Origin of the sequence: Ruegeria sp. AU67 (genome assembly GCF_900312795.1) — a bacterium.
Taxonomy (GTDB): Bacteria; Pseudomonadota; Alphaproteobacteria; order Rhodobacterales; family Rhodobacteraceae; genus Ruegeria; species Ruegeria atlantica.
Genome location: NZ_OMPH01000017.1, coordinates 122,906 through 138,505, shown reverse-complemented (window position 1 = coordinate 138,505; position 15,600 = coordinate 122,906). Strand labels below are relative to the sequence as shown.

Sequence of the window (15,600 nt, the reverse complement as noted above, 5' to 3'; positions counted from 1 at the left end):
ATTGCATTGTCAGGAAAAGAGTACGCTGCATTTCTCTGTCCGAAAAGACGTTAGTACAGGTCCAGCTCTCCGGTACCTTTTAGACTTTCAAACCACTCATCGGGTGTTTTGTCGATTTTGGCGTGTTTGACCATCATCGCGTTCATATTGGGTAGGTCCGAGGAATCTGGCCATTCCTCCGGTCGCCACAGGTTCGCGCGGATCACACATTTGGGGCAGTGTGCGAACACTGTTTCGACGTGAATGACCAAGGCCAGTTTCGGCGAGCGGTTGTTTATTGCCATGCTATCCAGCAAGTCGCGGTCTTTGCATAAACGGGCAGTGCCACGAAGGCGCAGAGTTTCCATCTTGCCCGGCACGAAGAATATCAGGCTGACACGTGGGTCCAGCAAAATATTGTGGAACGTATCCACGCGCTTGTTGCCGGGTCGATCAGGGATTGCGATCAGTGTGTCGGATAACACATTTACGAACCCTTCTGGATCACCTCGGGGCGAGATGTCCAGATGACCACCTGGGTTGGCTGATGCGATCAGGCAGAATGTGGATTTAGCAATAAAGTCGCGGCACATCTGATCCAGCCCGGACAGCTCTTTGGCGATGATCTGGGGCAGGGGCGCTCCGGTTATGCGCTGCAGTTCATCGCTCGAAGTCACGAAGTCTGTGAATTGAGAAAAGGGGGCGTCTGATGACATGCGATCTCTCCTAACCGGGTGGGTCGAGTGTGAGAGATCGTACCAAACGAAACAAGGGCGCCCGAGTGGACGCCCTTGAATTTTAAACCGCAAATCGGATCAGCAGCTGTAGTACATGCCGTATTCAACTGGGTGCGGGGTGTGCTCGTAGGTTTCGACTTCTTCCATCTTCAGTGCGATGTAGCCGTCGATCTGGTCCTTGGTGAACACGTCGCCCTGCAGCAGGAAGTCGTGATCCGATGCCAGAGCTTCCAGAGCTTCGCGCAAGCTGCCGCAGACGGTCGGGATATCGGCCAGTTCTTCGGCAGGCAGATCGTACAGGTTCTTGTCCATGGCTTCGCCCGGATCGATCTTGTTCTTGATGCCGTCCAGACCGGCCATCAGCAGAGCGGCAAATGCCAGGTAGGGGTTCGCCGCTGGATCGGGGAAACGAGCCTCAACGCGCTTGGCTTTCGGGCTTTCGGTCCACGGAATACGGACGCAACCCGAACGGTTACGGGCCGAATAGGCGCGCAGAACTGGGGCCTCAAAGCCCGGGATCAGACGCTTGTAGCTGTTGGTCGCTGGGTTGGTGAAGGCGTTCAGCGTTTTGGCGTGCTTCAGGATGCCACCGATGAAGTACAGTGCTTCATCCGACAAATCGGCGTATTTGTCGCCTGCGAACAGTGGCTTGCCGTCTTTCCAGATCGACATGTTCACGTGCATGCCGGTGCCGTTGTCACCTGCGATCGGTTTCGGCATGAACGTGGCCGATTTACCGTAGGCGTGCGCAACATTGTGGATGATGTACTTGTACTTCTGCAGCTCGTCGGCCTGTTTGGTCAGGCTGTCAAAAATCAGACCCAACTCGTGCTGACACGACGCCACTTCGTGGTGGTGCTTGTCGACCTTCATGCCCAGACGCTTCATGGTCGACAGCATTTCCGAACGCAGGTCCTGCGCTTCGTCGATCGGGTTGACCGGGAAGTAACCGCCCTTGACGCCCGGACGATGGCCCATGTTGCCCATCTCGTATTCGGTGTCAGTGTTCCACGACGCATCGGTCGCATCAACTTCGTATGATACTTTGTTGATACTGTTCGAAAAACGGACATCATCGAACAGGAAGAATTCCGCTTCAGGGCCCATATAGGCCACATCACCGATACCCGATGCCTTCAGGTAGGCTTCGGCTTTCTGTGCGGTGCCGCGCGGATCACGCTCATAAGCTTCGCCGGTGTCGGGCTCAACAACCGAACAGTGTACGCAGATGGTTTTTTCCGCGTAGAACGGATCGACATATGCGCTGTTGGTGTCGACCATCAATTTCATGTCGGATGCTTCGATCGACTTCCAGCCCGCGATGGACGAACCGTCGAACATGAAGCCTTCTTCCAGGAAGTCCTCGTCAACTTGGTCGGCCATCAGCGTGACGTGCTGAAGCTTGCCGCGGGGATCAGTGAAGCGAACGTCGACGTACTCGGCGTCCTCGTCTTTGATCAGCTGAAGAACTGCGTCCTTGCTCATAACTTAATATTCCTCTGCTTTGAGTTTGTTCTGTTACAGCGCTTCCGGGCCGGTTTCCCCGGTCCGGATGCGAATGGCTTGTTCAACGGGCGAGACAAAGATCTTGCCGTCGCCGATCTTGTCGGTCTTTGCTGCCGCGACGATAGCGTCGATGGCTGCGTCAACCTGATCATCGTCCAGCACGACTTCGACCTTCACCTTGGGCAGGAAATCGACGACGTATTCCGCGCCGCGATACAATTCAGTGTGGCCCTTCTGACGGCCAAAGCCCTTAACCTCGATCACGCTGAGACCCTGGACGCCGACATCCTGCAGCGCCTCTTTAACCTCATCGAGTTTGAACGGCTTGATGATCGCTTCGATCTTCTTCATTCCGGGCTCCTGTTAACTCTTGTCAGTTTGGCACTGACCACGTCTAAATTCTGGCGGCAATGTGATAGCGATATCGGCCCGAGCCGGGCGCTGAGAAAATGGGCATCGGGTCAATTTTTGATCAATTTGCACAAAAAGTAAGCGAAATTGAATCGCCAGAGGATTTGAGATGACGGAATTGCTAACAGCGGCGCAGATGCGGGGGATTGAAACTTCGGCGATTGAGTCCGGTCAGGTGACCGGTCTGGAGCTCATGGAGCGCGCTGGCCGCGGCGTTGTTGAGGCGATTTTTGAGGAATGGCCGGAGTTGGCGAAAACTTCGGGGCGTGCTGTGGTTTTGTGTGGCCCCGGCAACAATGGCGGTGATGGGTTTGTCGTCGCGCGGTTGTTGAAAGAGTGGGGTTGGGAGATCGATGTATACCTGTATGGCGATCCGGAAAAACTGCCGCCAGATGCGCGAACGAATTTTGAGAAATGGAGAAACAAGAACCAAGTCAATTTTCGACGGATTGATCCGGCTCCGCTGGAAGATGATACCTTTCGATTCCAACCCGGTACAAGCTTAGTAATTGATGGGTTGTTCGGAACTGGTCTGACTCGCCCTTTCGGAGGAGTCTTTTCACTTTTAGCATTTGAGCAGGCAAGGAGCTTGCTGCGGAATAATGATGTCCGGGTCGTTGCAATCGACGTTCCAAGCGGGCTGTGCGCTGACAGTGGGTGCATTCTTGGGAATGTCATAGCTGCTGATCTCACTGTTACTTTTCATGACAAGAAGATCGGCCATATGATCAACGATGGCCCCGCAAACTGCGGATTGGTCCGGACAAAACAGATCGGGCTTGTGCAAAAGGAAGCCAGCGCAATCGTTAAGTTGGTTTCTGAAGACGGGCTTTCCGCAGCAAAAAGCGAAACGGATCATAAGTATTCCCATGGACATGGGCTGATCCTGTCCGGTGGTTCTGGCAAGACCGGCGCGGCGCGATTGGCGGCGCGCGGCGCTTTGCGGATTGGGGCCGGGTTGGTGACATTGGGGGTTCCGCCGGCGGCGCAGACAGAGGTTGCGGCACAGGTTACGGCCATCATGTTGCAACGGGTTGAGGGTGGCGACGAGTTGTCCGATGTTCTCGACGATGAACGGCTGAATGCCCTTTGCTTTGGCCCTGGTCTGGGATTGGAGCGTGCGCGGGATCTGGTGCCGGTTGCTCTGGCGGCAAATCGGGCGACGGTTTTGGATGCCGACGCTTTGACTGCGTATGCGGACGACCCTGCGGCTCTGTTTGACCAATTGCACGATGAATGCGTTCTCACACCGCATGGTGGAGAGTTCGCACGGCTGTTCCCTGACATATCTGAAAAGCTCAAGGCGGTTCCCACCAAAGGCCCGGCCTATTCCAAGGTCGACGCAACGCGTGAGGCGGCCAAGCGGGCAGGGTGCGTCGTTCTGTTCAAGGGGTCGGACACGGTGATTGCCGCGCCGGATGGGCGCTGCGCGATCAATTCGGCCCATTATGAGCGTTCGGCACCGTGGTTGGCGACGGCTGGCTCTGGCGATGTGCTCGCCGGGTTTATCACCGGCTTGCTGGCGCGTGGGTTCGCTCCGATGCAGGCGGCGGAAACGGCGGCCTGGCTGCATGTGGAATGTGCGCGCACTTTCGGCCCCGGGCTGATTGCCGAGGACCTGCCCGAGCAACTTCCTGCAGTCTTTCAACATCTGGCCAAATGACGCATGGGCGGAAATTAGCCGCTTTTTTCAACGTTCGGCAAGAATTAGCCGCACGTATACGCATCAGTGCATGTCATTCCTTTTGAAAGACATCAGACAGAGTGGCAGACTTGTACCCAGATTTTCCTGCCTACGAAGTCTTGGTAGCCAAATCTTTGATATGATTAAAATTTACTTTCTGCCGATTTGAGCCGTAAGGCAGAAATCCTAAACGCGACTAACTCGGTTCCTTGCGGAGTGGTCCGTCACATCGGTTTTTCTTTTGGCGGTTCCCACAAACGAAACGTTCAAGGTGAATAAAATGACAGTGAATTTGAAACTCCCCTCGGTTGCCGCTGTTCTGGCGATGACCACGGCGATCCCTGCCGCTGCTGAACTAAAGTACGAAAATAACAGCGGCGGTTATGTGGTGCTGTACGGTCAGCTCGATCCGGTGATCGTATCGGTCGATGACGGTCAGGAGACCGAGACCCGGTTGCTGGACAATGACCTGTCCAACAGCCGCGTAGGTTTGCGCGTCATGCAGCCCTATGGCAGCAATGAGTTCATGTTCCGGTTCGAAACCGGTCTGGGTCTGCCAAGTACCGGGACAGCCAACCAGGATGGTACCAACACCAACGGTTGGAGCCGTGAAGATATCCGCCACGTCGATTTCTCACTCAAGGGTGGATACGGCAAGTTCTCTGCCGGTCAGGGTAGTATGGCCTCGGACGGGGCGGCCGAGACTGATTTGTCCTACGTCGGGACGGCTTTGTATTCTTTTACGAACGATGAAAACGGCGCGTTTTTCTACCGGGGAGCAAACGGTGTCCTGAGTGGCATCACCGTTGGCGACTCGGCCAGCAACTTTGATGGCGCGCGTCGGGGCAGGGTCCGGTATGACACGCCCGATTTCAACGGCTTCTCAGCGGCGATTGCTTATGGTCAGAACATCCTGTCCAGCAGCGATGACGACGATTATTACGATCTCGCGGTTAAGTACCGGAACACCTTCACCAACGGTGTCGAGTTCGCAGCGAGCATTGCCTACGCAGTAAGGGATTTCGACGGCCAACCCGGCGAACGCAAGGATACCATTGGGTCCGCGTCGGTCCTGTTGCCCAGCGGGTTCAGCTTTACTGCAGCCCTCGGCACGAGGGACGATACCTCTACCGGCGCCAGCGACCCGGACTATTGGTACACTAAACTTGCTTATGAAGGGGATTGGGTGTCCTGGGGTAAAACCGGCGTTGGTATCGACTATTTCGACGGTTCCGATTTCGAAAATCAGGGGTCCAGCACCAAGTCCTGGGGTATTGCCGTTGTTCAGCGGATCGATGCGATCAACACAGACGCCTACCTGAAATACCGCAACCACGATTTCGACGACACGGTCGACTTTGACAAGAACGAAGCCTGGGTGCTGGGTGCGCTCTGGAAGTTCTGACGACGTTTCCCCGTAAACTAACGGCGCCCCGGTCTGACTGGGGCGTTTTTTTTGTTCAAATCGGCGGCAAAACAAGGCTGATCTGGCCATTGCCTCTTGCACGTAAGCGGCTGGGCAAATAGAAGGCGTCAAATTTGCCCGGCGCGCCGTTTTGCGCGCCCCGAATCCTATGGGGACTACCATAATGCAGGTTACCGAGACGCTGAACGAAGGTCTGAAACGCGGCTACAATATCATCGTATCCGCAGCCGAGCTGGACGACAAAGTTAACGAGAAACTGGTCGAAGCGCAGCCGGAAGTCGAAATGAAGGGTTTCCGCAAAGGCAAAGTGCCGATGGCATTGCTGAAAAAGCAGTTCGGTCAGCGCCTGTTGGGCGAAGCGATGCAGGAAAGCATCGATGGTGCGATGAACCAGCATTTTGAAGACAGCGGCGAGCGCCCTGCGCTTCAGCCCGAGGTCAAAATGACCAACGAAGACTGGAAAGAAGGCGACGACGTCGAGGTCGCAATGTCCTATGAGGCACTGCCTGCGATCCCCGAAGTTGACCTGAAATCGGTCGAGTTGGAAAAGCTGGTTGTCAAAGCAGACGACGCAGCCATCGAAGAGGCGCTGGACAGCCTGGCCGAAACCGCGCAGGACTTCAAAGCGCGCCGCAAGGGTTCGAAAGCCAAGGACGGCGATCAGGTTGTGATCGACTTTGTTGGCAAAGTTGACGGCGAAGAGTTCGAAGGTGGTTCGGCTGAAGACTATCCGCTGGTTCTGGGTTCCAACAGCTTCATCCCCGGCTTTGAGGAGCAGCTTGTTGGCGTGAAGGCCGAAGAAGTCAAAGACGTCAACGTTTCCTTCCCCGAGGAATACGGCGCAGAGCATCTGGCCGGCAAAGACGCCGTATTCACTTGCACCATCAAAGAGGTGAAGGAACCCGTTGCTGCAGAAGTAAACGATGAGCTGGCAACCAAGTTCGGCGCAGAAGATCTGGCCGCGCTGAAAGGTCAAATCGCCGAGCGTTTGGAAGCGGAATACTCCGGTGCATCCCGCGCGGTTATGAAGCGTGGCCTGCTGGACGCGCTGGACGAGAAGGTCTCGTTCGACCTGCCTCCGTCGCTGGTTGAAGCCGAAGCCAAGCAGATCGCACATCAGCTGTGGCACGAGGAAAACCCGGAAGTGGAAGGTCACGACCACGCCGAGATCGAGCCCACAGACGAGCACAACAAGCTGGCCGAACGCCGCGTGCGTCTGGGCCTGCTGTTGGCTGAACTGGGCCAGAAGGCCGAGGTTGAGGTCACCGACTCTGAGATGACCCAGGCGATCATGAACCAGGCACGTCAGTACCCGGGTCAGGAACGTCAGTTCTTTGAGTTCGTGCAGCAGAACGCTCAGATGCAGCAACAGCTGCGCGCGCCGATCTTCGAAGACAAAGTCATCGACTACGTCTTTGAACTGGCTCAGGTCGCGGACAAAGAAGTCAGCAAAGACGATCTGCAGAAAGCCGTTGAGGCACTGGACGAGGAGTAATCCTCGTTCAACCATCCCCCATGGGCATAAAAAATACGGAGCCGTCTGATAAAAGACGGCTCCGCTTGGGTGGCTTTAACCTATGAGGTGAGGGGGTCAGGCCTCATGAGCAAAAGCACGGGGGGTTCTTAACAGAGCGGTCTTCTGCTCTGGCGTAAAGCGGTCTGAAAGCGCCTCGATCAGCTTTAGTACAGACTCGACTTCGGTTTTCGATGTTGCCGAACTCATCTGTTCGACAAAGTACTTTTCCAACTGAGTCAGCGGCTGGTGGTCGTAGTTTGCGGCACTTGGCTTGGCCTTTGCGCCCTCAAACAACTCCAGCGCCTGTTCTTCGGTCAGGAAGACATCGTGTTCAATGTCGGAGTAATCCCGAATTCCAGCGATCCGTTCATCCGAACAGTCCATAAGGGCGGCCATGGCCACAACCTTGCCCATTGGCTTGGCAGTTCCAAGATAGTCGTAAGGCGCGTTGCCGGATCGTTGCAGGACGCGGTTCATCACAGGGTCAATCACGGCAATCGAGTCCAATACGCCGGCCATCTTGGCATATTCGAACGAGCCGATCATGATCTCGCTGGTGACATAGGATACCGAGTTTTCCCCACGTCCTCGCCCAAGCTTTTTGGTGTCGACGCAAAACCGGGTTGCTTCCCAGACCTGCGCGCTGCGGATCGGCGGTTCGCCGTCTAGGATTGAATGAAAAACGTCGGACAGCATGTGTGGCCCGGTCGTTTGCAGTAGTCTCATGCACCCAACAACGTCCCCCTCGTCGTCGATGCTAACTATATGTGCTGGATGAAGGTCGTCAAAATGGTCGCGTTCGCGCCCATCAACGATATTTACATCCCAACCAAGGCGGTCGCCAAAAACGCGCGCGCGCAGTTTGTACATCTCGTCCAAGACATGCTTAAACTTATTCTGGTTGATACCATCAATTACGATGATCATTTCCATCCCCCTACAGTCTGGTTACCGTAGGGATGACGTTAACTAAGATTTGAGCTAAGACTATTGGGGGTTTCCCGTATTTTTTGATCTTTTTTGATTATCCTGGGGCAATTAGGCCCAATCCAATAGCTCTTCCAATGGCTTGCGGTGTTGTCAACGCGCCCATTTTTTCACGCCCGGATCGCATATGAACTTCGACGGTTCGGTGGGAAATCGACAGGATATCACCGATGTCTTGCTGTGATTTTCCGTCCGCAACCCACTGCAGGATCTCTTTCTCTCGCGTCGAAAGGGCTGGTAAATACAGTGCTTTGGCCAGCAGGCCAGACTGCATCACGGTATCATGCGCTGTAACTGCGGCCATCTGCAGGTCCCCCATCACATGTTTCTTCAGCTTTGCCCACTCGGAATCCGAGCAATTTCGGGTCACATTCAGCAAGCCACATTCCCCGTATGGGCCACGTACCGGAACGGTTAAGCCACGGGAAGTAATGCCAAAATCATGCGCGTCCCGAAAAACCGAATGGAACTTTTCGTCGTGATTAAATCTGCCCCAGTCCACCGGAGCGATGCTGAGCGCAGATTGATACAAGGTCGGATCGAAATGGTGGAAGCCTTGGCTGCCATAGTGAATCTTCCATTCGTCCGGGTAGTTGGCATACCCCTGAACGTCACCCTTTACAGGGTTAAAAGTGGCATAAGACGCGTAATCGAAACCCAATTCATCGCAGACAGCATTAATTATGTCGGCTGCCGACTTTTCCTCGTGGTCGATCGCGGCCAAGTCTATAAGTTTCACCTGTCCAACCCTTGCGGCGGCAAATCTTTCCCCAAAGACATGCCAAATCTGTCCATTTCACCGAATACGTTGCGTCAACTGTGGTGCCTGACGCAAGCTAATTATGTATATCGCTTAGGCATAATGCGTGGTTATGGCAACAGAATACCTTAGCGATTACATAAGTCATTATTGCAACCTTTACGCTAATGACAAGCTATATCCTTACCCAGCGTCACTCTGACCTTAGGCCAGTTTCAACCAGCATCCCGGCGGCCTTCGCCTCGGGGTAGTAACCTTTGGCATAAAGGAAGATAGCCCGCTTCTGGTCGCCATCTGACAAGAGCCACGCCCCACGCAGGTATTTTCCGGCAAACTCCAGATTGGTGTCTGCATCCAACAAACCCTGAGCGTTGCCTTTGTACCCCATGGATCGCGCTGTCGCGGGCAGGATCTGCAGCAACCCGTAATATGGCCTGTTGACGGCCCATGGCCGGTGCGTGCTTTCCCTTATGGCGAGCTTGTGCAACAGCTCGCGCGGCAGTTCATAATGGTCAGCCCACGTGTTGATTGATGCACGCAATTCAGGGGTCTCATTGGGGTATAGCGGCGGATCAAAAGGGGCATTGCGAGAGCTCTGCTTGCCATCCAAACCGCCGCAGGCAGCCAGGGCAGGTGCGCCGAGTAATGCAACAAGTAAAGCGCGGCGCGTGTAGTGGGGCATGTGTAGTCTCCGGATGGGGGTTGGTCGCATGATAGTCCCGTCGAATGCAACCGCAAGCAGACACACAGTCCGCGCGCTGATTTATGCCGGGTCTCGTTGCGTCATAACCTGGTGCCAAAGTGTTCCGTAATTGTCAGGTCGGATAGGCGGGTCGTTAAATTTCGACCTGGAACCACAGAATGATATCGGCAAACCAGATCTTGTTCTCTGTCGCGCGAAACTGAACAGTGTTGTTGATCCCCGGATTCAGGACGGTTCCGGGAAAGGCCTCCCATAATCCGCGAATGTCGCCGCCCGACATGGACGGGCCATAAATGAAGGTGTCGTTAATTTCGATCTGAAAAGCCCCTCCGGACGGCGTTGCCCAGGCTTTGAAGGCAAGGATCGGCTTCGCGCGGTTGGTTCCGATGATCAGGTTGGAAGGGATCGGGTCGCTGAAGGTCTGGCTTTCACCGGGGTTTAAAGAAAAAGAGCCGTCATTCACGACGATGTAGTTGCACAAGGATGCCATAGTGATTTCTCCTGTCGGATCGCGATCCGCCCAGATGTGCGATCACGCAAATTGCTAATAAAATGAACTTCAAAAAAAATGCGGCTGGGGCGGCAGGGGCCGCGTGACCGTAGGATAGCATAATTTCAATCCAAATTCCTGGTCGTGCCTGACGTCACTCTTTGTCACGGCCTGGGGTTCGAACACAAAAAAAGGCCGCGCCCTTCGGCGCGGCCAATCAATCTTTCAAAGGCAGCCGGATCAGGCTTTGGCTTCGTCTTCCTCAGCCGGGGCCTCTTCCGTAACCAGATCGTCGTCGTCGGAAGCTGCGGAACCGATATCGTCGAACAGTTCGGCGATTTCGAATTCTGCGGCGGCCTCTTCTTCGGCAGCCAGTTCCTGGATCGACTTGCCCGAAGCCTGCAGTTCGGCTTCTTCTTGCGAACGGGCAACGTTCATTTGGATCTTGACTTCGACCTCGGGGTGCAGCTTGACCGCCAGCGAGTGCAGGCCCAGCTCTTTGATCGGAGCGATCAGAGCAATCTGCTTTTTGTCGACGGTGAAACCAGCCTCGGTTGCGGCATCTGCGGCGTCACGCGGGGTGACCGAACCGTACAGAGCACCAGCATCCGATGCCGAGCGGATCACGATGAACTGCTGACCGTCCAGCTTTTCAGCCAGAGATTCAGCTTCTTTCTTGGTTTCCAGGTTGCGCGCCTCAAGCTGCGCTTTTTGGGATTCGAACGACGCAATGTTGGCGTTCGAAGCGCTCAGTGCTTTGCCTTGGGGCAGCAGAAAGTTGCGGGCGTAGCCAGACTTGACGTCAACGACGTCGCCCATTTGGCCCAGTTTCGCAACGCGTTCCAGAAGAATAACTTGCATATCAGTCTCTCCTTACTTCACAGCGTAGGGCAGCAGGGCGAGGAAGCGGGCGCGCTTGATAGCACGGGCCAATTCACGCTGCTTTTTTGCCGAAACGGCGGTGATGCGCGAGGGAACGATCTTGCCACGCTCAGAGATGTAGCGCTGCAGCAGACGGGTGTCTTTGTAATCGATCTTCGGCGCGTTATCGCCCGAAAACGGGCAGACCTTGCGGCGGCGGAAAAATGGTTTTGCGGCCATGGTATATGTCCTTTCGTCAGGCGTTGATCAGCGGCGCTCGCGGCGGCCTTCGCGCTCGTCGCGCTTCTGCATCTGGACCGAGGGGCCCTCGTTGTGCTCGTCGACCTTGATGGTCAGAACGCGCATAACGTCGTCATGCAGGCGCATCAGGCGCTCCATTTCCTGAACGGCGCCAGCTGGGGCGTCGGTCTTCAGGAAGGAATAGTGACCCTTGCGGTTCTTGTTGATCTTGTAGGCCATCGTCTTGACGCCCCAGTACTCGCTTTCGACGACGTTGCCGCCGTTGTCAGCCAGAACGGTGCCGAAATGTTCGACGAGGCTTTCTGCCTGCGCGTTGGACAGGTCCTGACGCGCGATCATTACATGCTCATACAGTGGCATGTGCACTCCTGTTTCTATCAAGGCGCATTTCAAAGGCGGGGCCGGTTCGTCCTTCGCGACCCTGCCACGAGAGGCTGCGCGATTCATAACTCTTGCGAAGGATGGCCCCATATACACCATTCGCGTCGGGGGGCAAGGGCCGTCACACATGCCTTGGTGAAGTCGCGCTATTTCCTTTGCGCTGCCCAATTCCTGACGCTTTTCGGCTCAAAGTTGTTTTGCATACCGGGAACTAACCGGACAGACCGAACCAAAGACGGCAACGTGAACTAGGGTACAGAGAAATGACCGCGATGAACACGAATACCTTCGAGAAGTCTGCGACCAGCACGACTTATGATCAATCGGTTCCAGTTCTTATCGCATTTGCGCCGAACTGGAGGGCACGCACCGTTCTGGCACGCATCGCGGGGGCGTTGTTGATCGTTGTCGCGTTTTCCATGTGGCTGATGTCTGGCGCGGTGATGGCAACCGAAGTTTGGCCGATCAAACTGGCTGCGTCGCTGACATTCTTACTGATCGGCGTCAGCCTGCTGACCATTCAGGTGCTTGATGCGCGCCCCGATGCCTATTTTGATCCGATCCGCCGCGAAGTACGCGTGCTGCAAAAGAATGAAAACGGGCGTCCTCAGACAGTACTGCGCCGCAGCTATGACACCTTGGGTGGTGCACGGTTCGATGATGATCAGGTCGAACTCTATGATGTGGACGGCAGCCTGCTGATGAAGTTGCCGCTACAATCGGCGGATGTTGGCCGAGCGCTGAAGGGCCAATTGAGCGGAAGTGTAACGATCTTCGCCTGATTTTCACTTCTGTTCATTTAGGAACAGAAATTGTTAGAGAATAAGTCTTGTGTGCCGCCCAAGGGCGGCACATTTTTGTTGTTGAGCATTCCAACTGGTTTGCACTCACAACATTTTTGGAGATAGTCATGAAATCCACCCTTCTTGCTGCTGCACTGGCCGTATCGGCGACCTCGGCGTTTGCAAGCGCCGAGAAATACGTTTTGGACCCCAGCCACAGCCAGGTTGTCTTCAACTATAACCACCTTGGTTTTTCCACCACGACTGGCATGTTCTCGGGCTTTGAAGGCGAGATCATGTTCGATCAGGAAAACCCGGCAGATTCCAGCGTGAGCGTGTCGATGCCTGTGGTCGAAATGATCACCGGCTGGAAGCCGCGCGAAGATCACTTCATGACCGAAGACTTCTTTGGTGTCGCCGAGGGTGACCTGATTTCGTTCACCTCGACCGGTATCGAAGTCACCGGTGAAAACACTGCGAACATCACCGGCGATCTGACCATGAACGGTGTGACCAAGTCGGTCGTTCTGGACGCCAAGCTGAACCAGGTTGGCGAGCATCCGATGGCGGGCAAGCCCTGGGCAGGATTTGATGCCACCACCACACTGGTCCGCAGCGAGTTCGATCTGGGCCAGTTCGCACCATTTGTAAGCGACGAGGTTGAGGTTCGTATTTCGGTAGAGGCACAAAAGGCCGAGTAAGTCTGCCTTGCATGCGAAAAGAAACCGCCGGGGCCCGTCAGGCCACGGCGGTTTTTTCTTTACTCGGCTTGGGTGGCTGTCAGTTCAACGGCTACCTTGACGGCAAAGGCCAGCGAGTCCTCGGTTGGTTGCGTCGTACCGACGTCGTAATCCATACGGTTCAGATCCAACTCTCCCTGCATCTTGGCGGTGCCGTCCTGCAGGTCCAACTCGAACGGCAGGACGACGTCCATGGTTTTGTCGCGAATGGTCAAAGTGCCGCGTGCCTCATAGGCCAGATCGGTCTTGAACAGATCTGCGGTAAAATTCGCGGTCGGGAACTGAGCGCTGTCAAAAAAGTCCGCGCCAAGGGCCTGTTGTGTCACGGTGCCAATGGTCAACGAGCCGATGGCGATTGTCACATCAACAGCTCCGGCCGGTCCGGGTTCCGCGGGGTCGTCGAATGTGATTGCCGCAGTCCAGTCGGAAAACGCGCCACTGACGGGGCTGCCCAACTGGGTTATCGTGATCGCCAGCGAACCTTCCTGCACCTGCCAGTCGGATTGCACCGCCTCCAGTTCGGCAGAAGCATGATCACCGGTCGGATGTGCCGAGTAGGCTCCGTCGAACCACCCGATACTAATAGCAACGGCCCAGACGGCGATTGCTGCGATGACGGGCGCAGGTGAGTGCCATTGCGTTGGCGGTTCCGGCAAATCAACCCGTCCGGGCAGCATGCGGCGCAATGTGCTGTCTTTGTCGATCACGTGGTGCTTGAGCGCGCCAACGATATGCAAAACCAGAGCACCCACCAGCACCAGCATCAGGACGAAGTGTAACCCGGCGCTTGTTTCGGCCAATGCGGGGGATTTGGGCACAAACGGCAGGTTCTGCCCGAACGGCCAGAGGATCGGTGCAAACCCTTCGGTGGCCGCATGGTGAATCCAGCCTGTCAGAGGAACCAGAACCAGCGAGCCATACAACAGCCAGTGGACGGTTTCCGCAGCAAATGCCTCGGGCTTGTTTTCAGCATTGAGCAACCCAGGCTTGGGTTGGCTGATCGCCCACAAGATACGGGCAAGCGCCACGAAAAAGACCGTGACACCGATAGTTTTGTGCAGCGAGAACAGCCGGGCCGCCTGTTGCAGGTCTTCCGGTGTCGTTGGAATGGCCGGGTCTTCAATTGCGTGGGCCAGTTCGTTCGCAAACCATCCAATCGGAAGCGCCGTCAGAATGAGCAAGGCCGTCAGCCAGTGGAAGGTTTTTGAAACGCCCCCGTAGTTTTGGGTGGTGTTGGCAATGGGCATTGGTTCACGGCTCCGATCTGTTTGCTGCGACCACCTTAAATGCAGCGGAGGCCGACACAATAGCCTCTGACGCACAGAATGCGTGTCAGGATGCAGAGCTTGTGCCGCTCGTTCACTCGGTTTACACCCCATCGCAACCTAACGTCATCCAAGAGGTTGCAATGACACGCGCGTTCGTTTTTCCGGGGCAGGGCGCCCAAACCATCGGTATGGGCAAAGCACTGGCCGAGGCCTATCCGGCTGCAAAGGCAGTTTTCGACGAGGTCGATGAAGCGCTTGGTGAAAAGCTGAGCAACCTGATCTGGGAAGGTGATATTGCCGACCTGACGCTGACGCAGAACGCACAGCCGGCGCTGATGGCAACCTCGATGGCCGCGATGCGCGCGTTGGAGGCCGAAGGTGTTGCGGTCACGGACGCTGCATTTGTAGCTGGGCATTCGCTGGGGGAATACTCAGCGCTTTCGGCAGCTGGTGCGCTGTCGATTGCGGATACGGCGCGTTTGTTGCGGACACGTGGTCAGGCGATGCAAAGCGCCGTTCCGGTTGGTGAAGGCGCAATGGCCGCAATTCTGGGGCTGGACCTTGAGGCGGTTCGTGCCGTCGCAGAAGAGGCTGCGCAGGGCTCGGTCTGTCAGGCCGCGAACGACAACGATCCTACTCAGGTCGTTGTTTCAGGCGCAAAGGAAGCCGTGGAACGTGCAGCCGAGATTGCCAAGGAAAAAGGCGCAAAGCGCGCTGTAATGCTTCCTGTTAGTGCTCCGTTCCATTGTGCGCTGATGCAGCCTGCTGCCGATGTGATGGCAGAGGCGCTGGCAGAGGTGGAAATCAAGGCTCCGGCGGTTCCGCTGATCGCCAATGTGCGGGCTGAGGCTGTCAGCGACCCGGACCTGATCCGTCAGTTTCTGGTCGAGCAGATAACCGGTTCTGTGCGCTGGCGTGAAAGCGTGCTGTATATGGCGGCGCAGGGCGTCACCGAAACTTGGGAAATCGGTGCAGGCAAAGCGCTTTCGGGGATGATCCGCAAGATCGACCGCGCGATTGCTGGCAAGGCTGTAGGCACGCCGGATGACGTGCAGAATATGGTTAAGAGCGAATCATAAGAACAACGTGCGACGCAAGTTGCGCTGCA

At 55.8% G+C, this 15,600-nt stretch carries 17 protein-coding genes; 6 read left to right on the top strand and 11 right to left on the bottom strand.

Annotated elements, in window-relative coordinates; all coding sequences use genetic code 11:
• Nucleotides 1-50 precede the first annotated feature (50 nt).
• From DK510_RS06620 to DK510_RS06610, 3 genes are all read right to left on the bottom strand, one after another.
• Nucleotides 51-695: an MSMEG_1061 family FMN-dependent PPOX-type flavoprotein gene (locus DK510_RS06620; protein WP_109311418.1), complete on the bottom strand. Its 645-nt coding sequence runs from the start codon at nt 693-695 to the stop codon at nt 51-53.
• Nucleotides 696-794: 99 nt separating this feature from the next.
• Nucleotides 795-2,201, bottom strand: coding sequence for a type I glutamate--ammonia ligase (gene glnA, locus DK510_RS06615; protein ID WP_058277498.1), 1,407 nt, complete (start codon nt 2,199-2,201; stop codon nt 795-797).
• 33 nt (nt 2,202-2,234) lie between these two features.
• Nucleotides 2,235-2,573 (bottom strand): P-II family nitrogen regulator, encoded by a 339-nt coding sequence (locus DK510_RS06610; RefSeq protein ID WP_058274017.1) that lies wholly within the window; start codon nt 2,571-2,573, stop codon nt 2,235-2,237.
• 169 nt (nt 2,574-2,742) lie between these two features.
• Here DK510_RS06610 and DK510_RS06605 point away from each other — a divergent pair, with 169 nt between their 5' ends.
• The 3 genes from DK510_RS06605 (at nt 2,743) to tig (ending at nt 7,238) form a co-directional block, all read left to right on the top strand.
• Entirely contained in the window at nt 2,743-4,296 is a 1,554-nt protein-coding gene (locus DK510_RS06605; RefSeq protein WP_109311417.1) for an NAD(P)H-hydrate dehydratase, read from the top strand.
• Nucleotides 4,297-4,597: 301 nt separating this feature from the next.
• Nucleotides 4,598-5,722 (top strand): porin, encoded by a 1,125-nt coding sequence (locus DK510_RS06600; RefSeq protein WP_109311477.1) that lies wholly within the window; start codon nt 4,598-4,600, stop codon nt 5,720-5,722.
• Nucleotides 5,723-5,906: 184 nt separating this feature from the next.
• On the top strand, nt 5,907-7,238 hold the full coding sequence (tig, locus tag DK510_RS06595; protein WP_109311416.1) for a trigger factor: 1,332 nt from the start codon (nt 5,907-5,909) through the stop codon (nt 7,236-7,238).
• Between the two features lie 96 nt (nt 7,239-7,334).
• Here tig and DK510_RS06590 read toward each other — a convergent pair whose 3' ends face one another.
• From DK510_RS06590 to rpsF, 7 genes are all read right to left on the bottom strand, one after another.
• The gene (locus tag DK510_RS06590; protein ID WP_109311476.1) at nt 7,335-8,186 is read right to left on the bottom strand and encodes an acyl-homoserine-lactone synthase; all 852 of its coding nucleotides are present in this window, start codon (nt 8,184-8,186) and stop codon (nt 7,335-7,337) included.
• A 97-nt stretch (nt 8,187-8,283) separates the two neighbouring features.
• On the bottom strand, nt 8,284-8,985 hold the full coding sequence (locus DK510_RS06585; RefSeq protein ID WP_058274014.1) for a LuxR family transcriptional regulator: 702 nt from the start codon (nt 8,983-8,985) through the stop codon (nt 8,284-8,286).
• Between the two features lie 214 nt (nt 8,986-9,199).
• Nucleotides 9,200-9,688 (bottom strand): lytic transglycosylase domain-containing protein, encoded by a 489-nt coding sequence (locus DK510_RS06580; RefSeq protein ID WP_109311415.1) that lies wholly within the window; start codon nt 9,686-9,688, stop codon nt 9,200-9,202.
• A 154-nt stretch (nt 9,689-9,842) separates the two neighbouring features.
• Nucleotides 9,843-10,199: a hypothetical protein gene (locus DK510_RS06575; RefSeq protein WP_109311414.1), complete on the bottom strand. Its 357-nt coding sequence runs from the start codon at nt 10,197-10,199 to the stop codon at nt 9,843-9,845.
• Nucleotides 10,200-10,439: 240 nt separating this feature from the next.
• A complete protein-coding gene (rplI, locus tag DK510_RS06570) occupies nt 10,440-11,060 on the bottom strand; it encodes a 50S ribosomal protein L9 (protein WP_109311413.1) in 621 nt (206 codons plus the stop codon).
• 12 nt (nt 11,061-11,072) lie between these two features.
• A complete protein-coding gene (rpsR, locus tag DK510_RS06565) occupies nt 11,073-11,300 on the bottom strand; it encodes a 30S ribosomal protein S18 (RefSeq protein WP_005982441.1) in 228 nt (75 codons plus the stop codon).
• A 27-nt stretch (nt 11,301-11,327) separates the two neighbouring features.
• Nucleotides 11,328-11,681, bottom strand: a complete 354-nt coding sequence (gene rpsF, locus DK510_RS06560; RefSeq protein ID WP_082637099.1) for a 30S ribosomal protein S6 — start codon at nt 11,679-11,681, stop codon at nt 11,328-11,330.
• 284 nt (nt 11,682-11,965) lie between these two features.
• Here rpsF and DK510_RS06555 point away from each other — a divergent pair, with 284 nt between their 5' ends.
• Together DK510_RS06555 and DK510_RS06550 are read left to right on the top strand one after the other, a co-directional pair.
• On the top strand, nt 11,966-12,484 hold the full coding sequence (locus DK510_RS06555; RefSeq protein ID WP_108860342.1) for a hypothetical protein: 519 nt from the start codon (nt 11,966-11,968) through the stop codon (nt 12,482-12,484).
• Between the two features lie 128 nt (nt 12,485-12,612).
• On the top strand, nt 12,613-13,185 hold the full coding sequence (locus DK510_RS06550) for a YceI family protein (protein ID WP_109311412.1): 573 nt from the start codon (nt 12,613-12,615) through the stop codon (nt 13,183-13,185).
• 59 nt (nt 13,186-13,244) lie between these two features.
• On the opposite strand, the gene DK510_RS06545 is transcribed toward DK510_RS06550, so the two are convergent.
• Nucleotides 13,245-14,471, bottom strand: coding sequence for a cytochrome b/b6 domain-containing protein (locus tag DK510_RS06545; protein ID WP_109311411.1), 1,227 nt, complete (start codon nt 14,469-14,471; stop codon nt 13,245-13,247).
• Between the two features lie 161 nt (nt 14,472-14,632).
• Between DK510_RS06545 and fabD the strand changes: the two genes are divergently transcribed.
• On the top strand, nt 14,633-15,571 hold the full coding sequence (gene fabD, locus DK510_RS06540; protein ID WP_109311475.1) for an ACP S-malonyltransferase: 939 nt from the start codon (nt 14,633-14,635) through the stop codon (nt 15,569-15,571).
• Nucleotides 15,572-15,600: the final 29 nt, after the last annotated feature.

Bases quoted from the DNA above. Each gene is read 5' to 3' on its own strand.
- DK510_RS06620 (WP_109311418.1), bottom strand. From the start codon at position 695: ATGTCATCAGACGCCCCCTTTTCTCAATTCACAGACTTCGTGACTTCG.
- glnA (WP_058277498.1), bottom strand. From the start codon at position 2,201: ATGAGCAAGGACGCAGTTCTTCAGCTGATCAAAGACGAGGACGCCGAG.
- DK510_RS06610 (WP_058274017.1), bottom strand. From the start codon at position 2,573: ATGAAGAAGATCGAAGCGATCATCAAGCCGTTCAAACTCGATGAGGTT.
- DK510_RS06605 (WP_109311417.1), top strand. From the start codon at position 2,743: ATGACGGAATTGCTAACAGCGGCGCAGATGCGGGGGATTGAAACTTCG.
- DK510_RS06600 (WP_109311477.1), top strand. From the start codon at position 4,598: ATGACAGTGAATTTGAAACTCCCCTCGGTTGCCGCTGTTCTGGCGATG.
- tig (WP_109311416.1), top strand. From the start codon at position 5,907: ATGCAGGTTACCGAGACGCTGAACGAAGGTCTGAAACGCGGCTACAAT.
- DK510_RS06590 (WP_109311476.1), bottom strand. From the start codon at position 8,186: ATGATCATCGTAATTGATGGTATCAACCAGAATAAGTTTAAGCATGTC.
- DK510_RS06580 (WP_109311415.1), bottom strand. From the start codon at position 9,688: ATGCCCCACTACACGCGCCGCGCTTTACTTGTTGCATTACTCGGCGCA.
- DK510_RS06575 (WP_109311414.1), bottom strand. From the start codon at position 10,199: ATGGCATCCTTGTGCAACTACATCGTCGTGAATGACGGCTCTTTTTCT.
- rplI (WP_109311413.1), bottom strand. From the start codon at position 11,060: ATGCAAGTTATTCTTCTGGAACGCGTTGCGAAACTGGGCCAAATGGGC.
- rpsR (WP_005982441.1), bottom strand. From the start codon at position 11,300: ATGGCCGCAAAACCATTTTTCCGCCGCCGCAAGGTCTGCCCGTTTTCG.
- rpsF (WP_082637099.1), bottom strand. From the start codon at position 11,681: ATGCCACTGTATGAGCATGTAATGATCGCGCGTCAGGACCTGTCCAAC.
- DK510_RS06555 (WP_108860342.1), top strand. From the start codon at position 11,966: ATGACCGCGATGAACACGAATACCTTCGAGAAGTCTGCGACCAGCACG.
- DK510_RS06550 (WP_109311412.1), top strand. From the start codon at position 12,613: ATGAAATCCACCCTTCTTGCTGCTGCACTGGCCGTATCGGCGACCTCG.
- DK510_RS06545 (WP_109311411.1), bottom strand. From the start codon at position 14,471: ATGCCCATTGCCAACACCACCCAAAACTACGGGGGCGTTTCAAAAACC.
- fabD (WP_109311475.1), top strand. From the start codon at position 14,633: ATGACACGCGCGTTCGTTTTTCCGGGGCAGGGCGCCCAAACCATCGGT.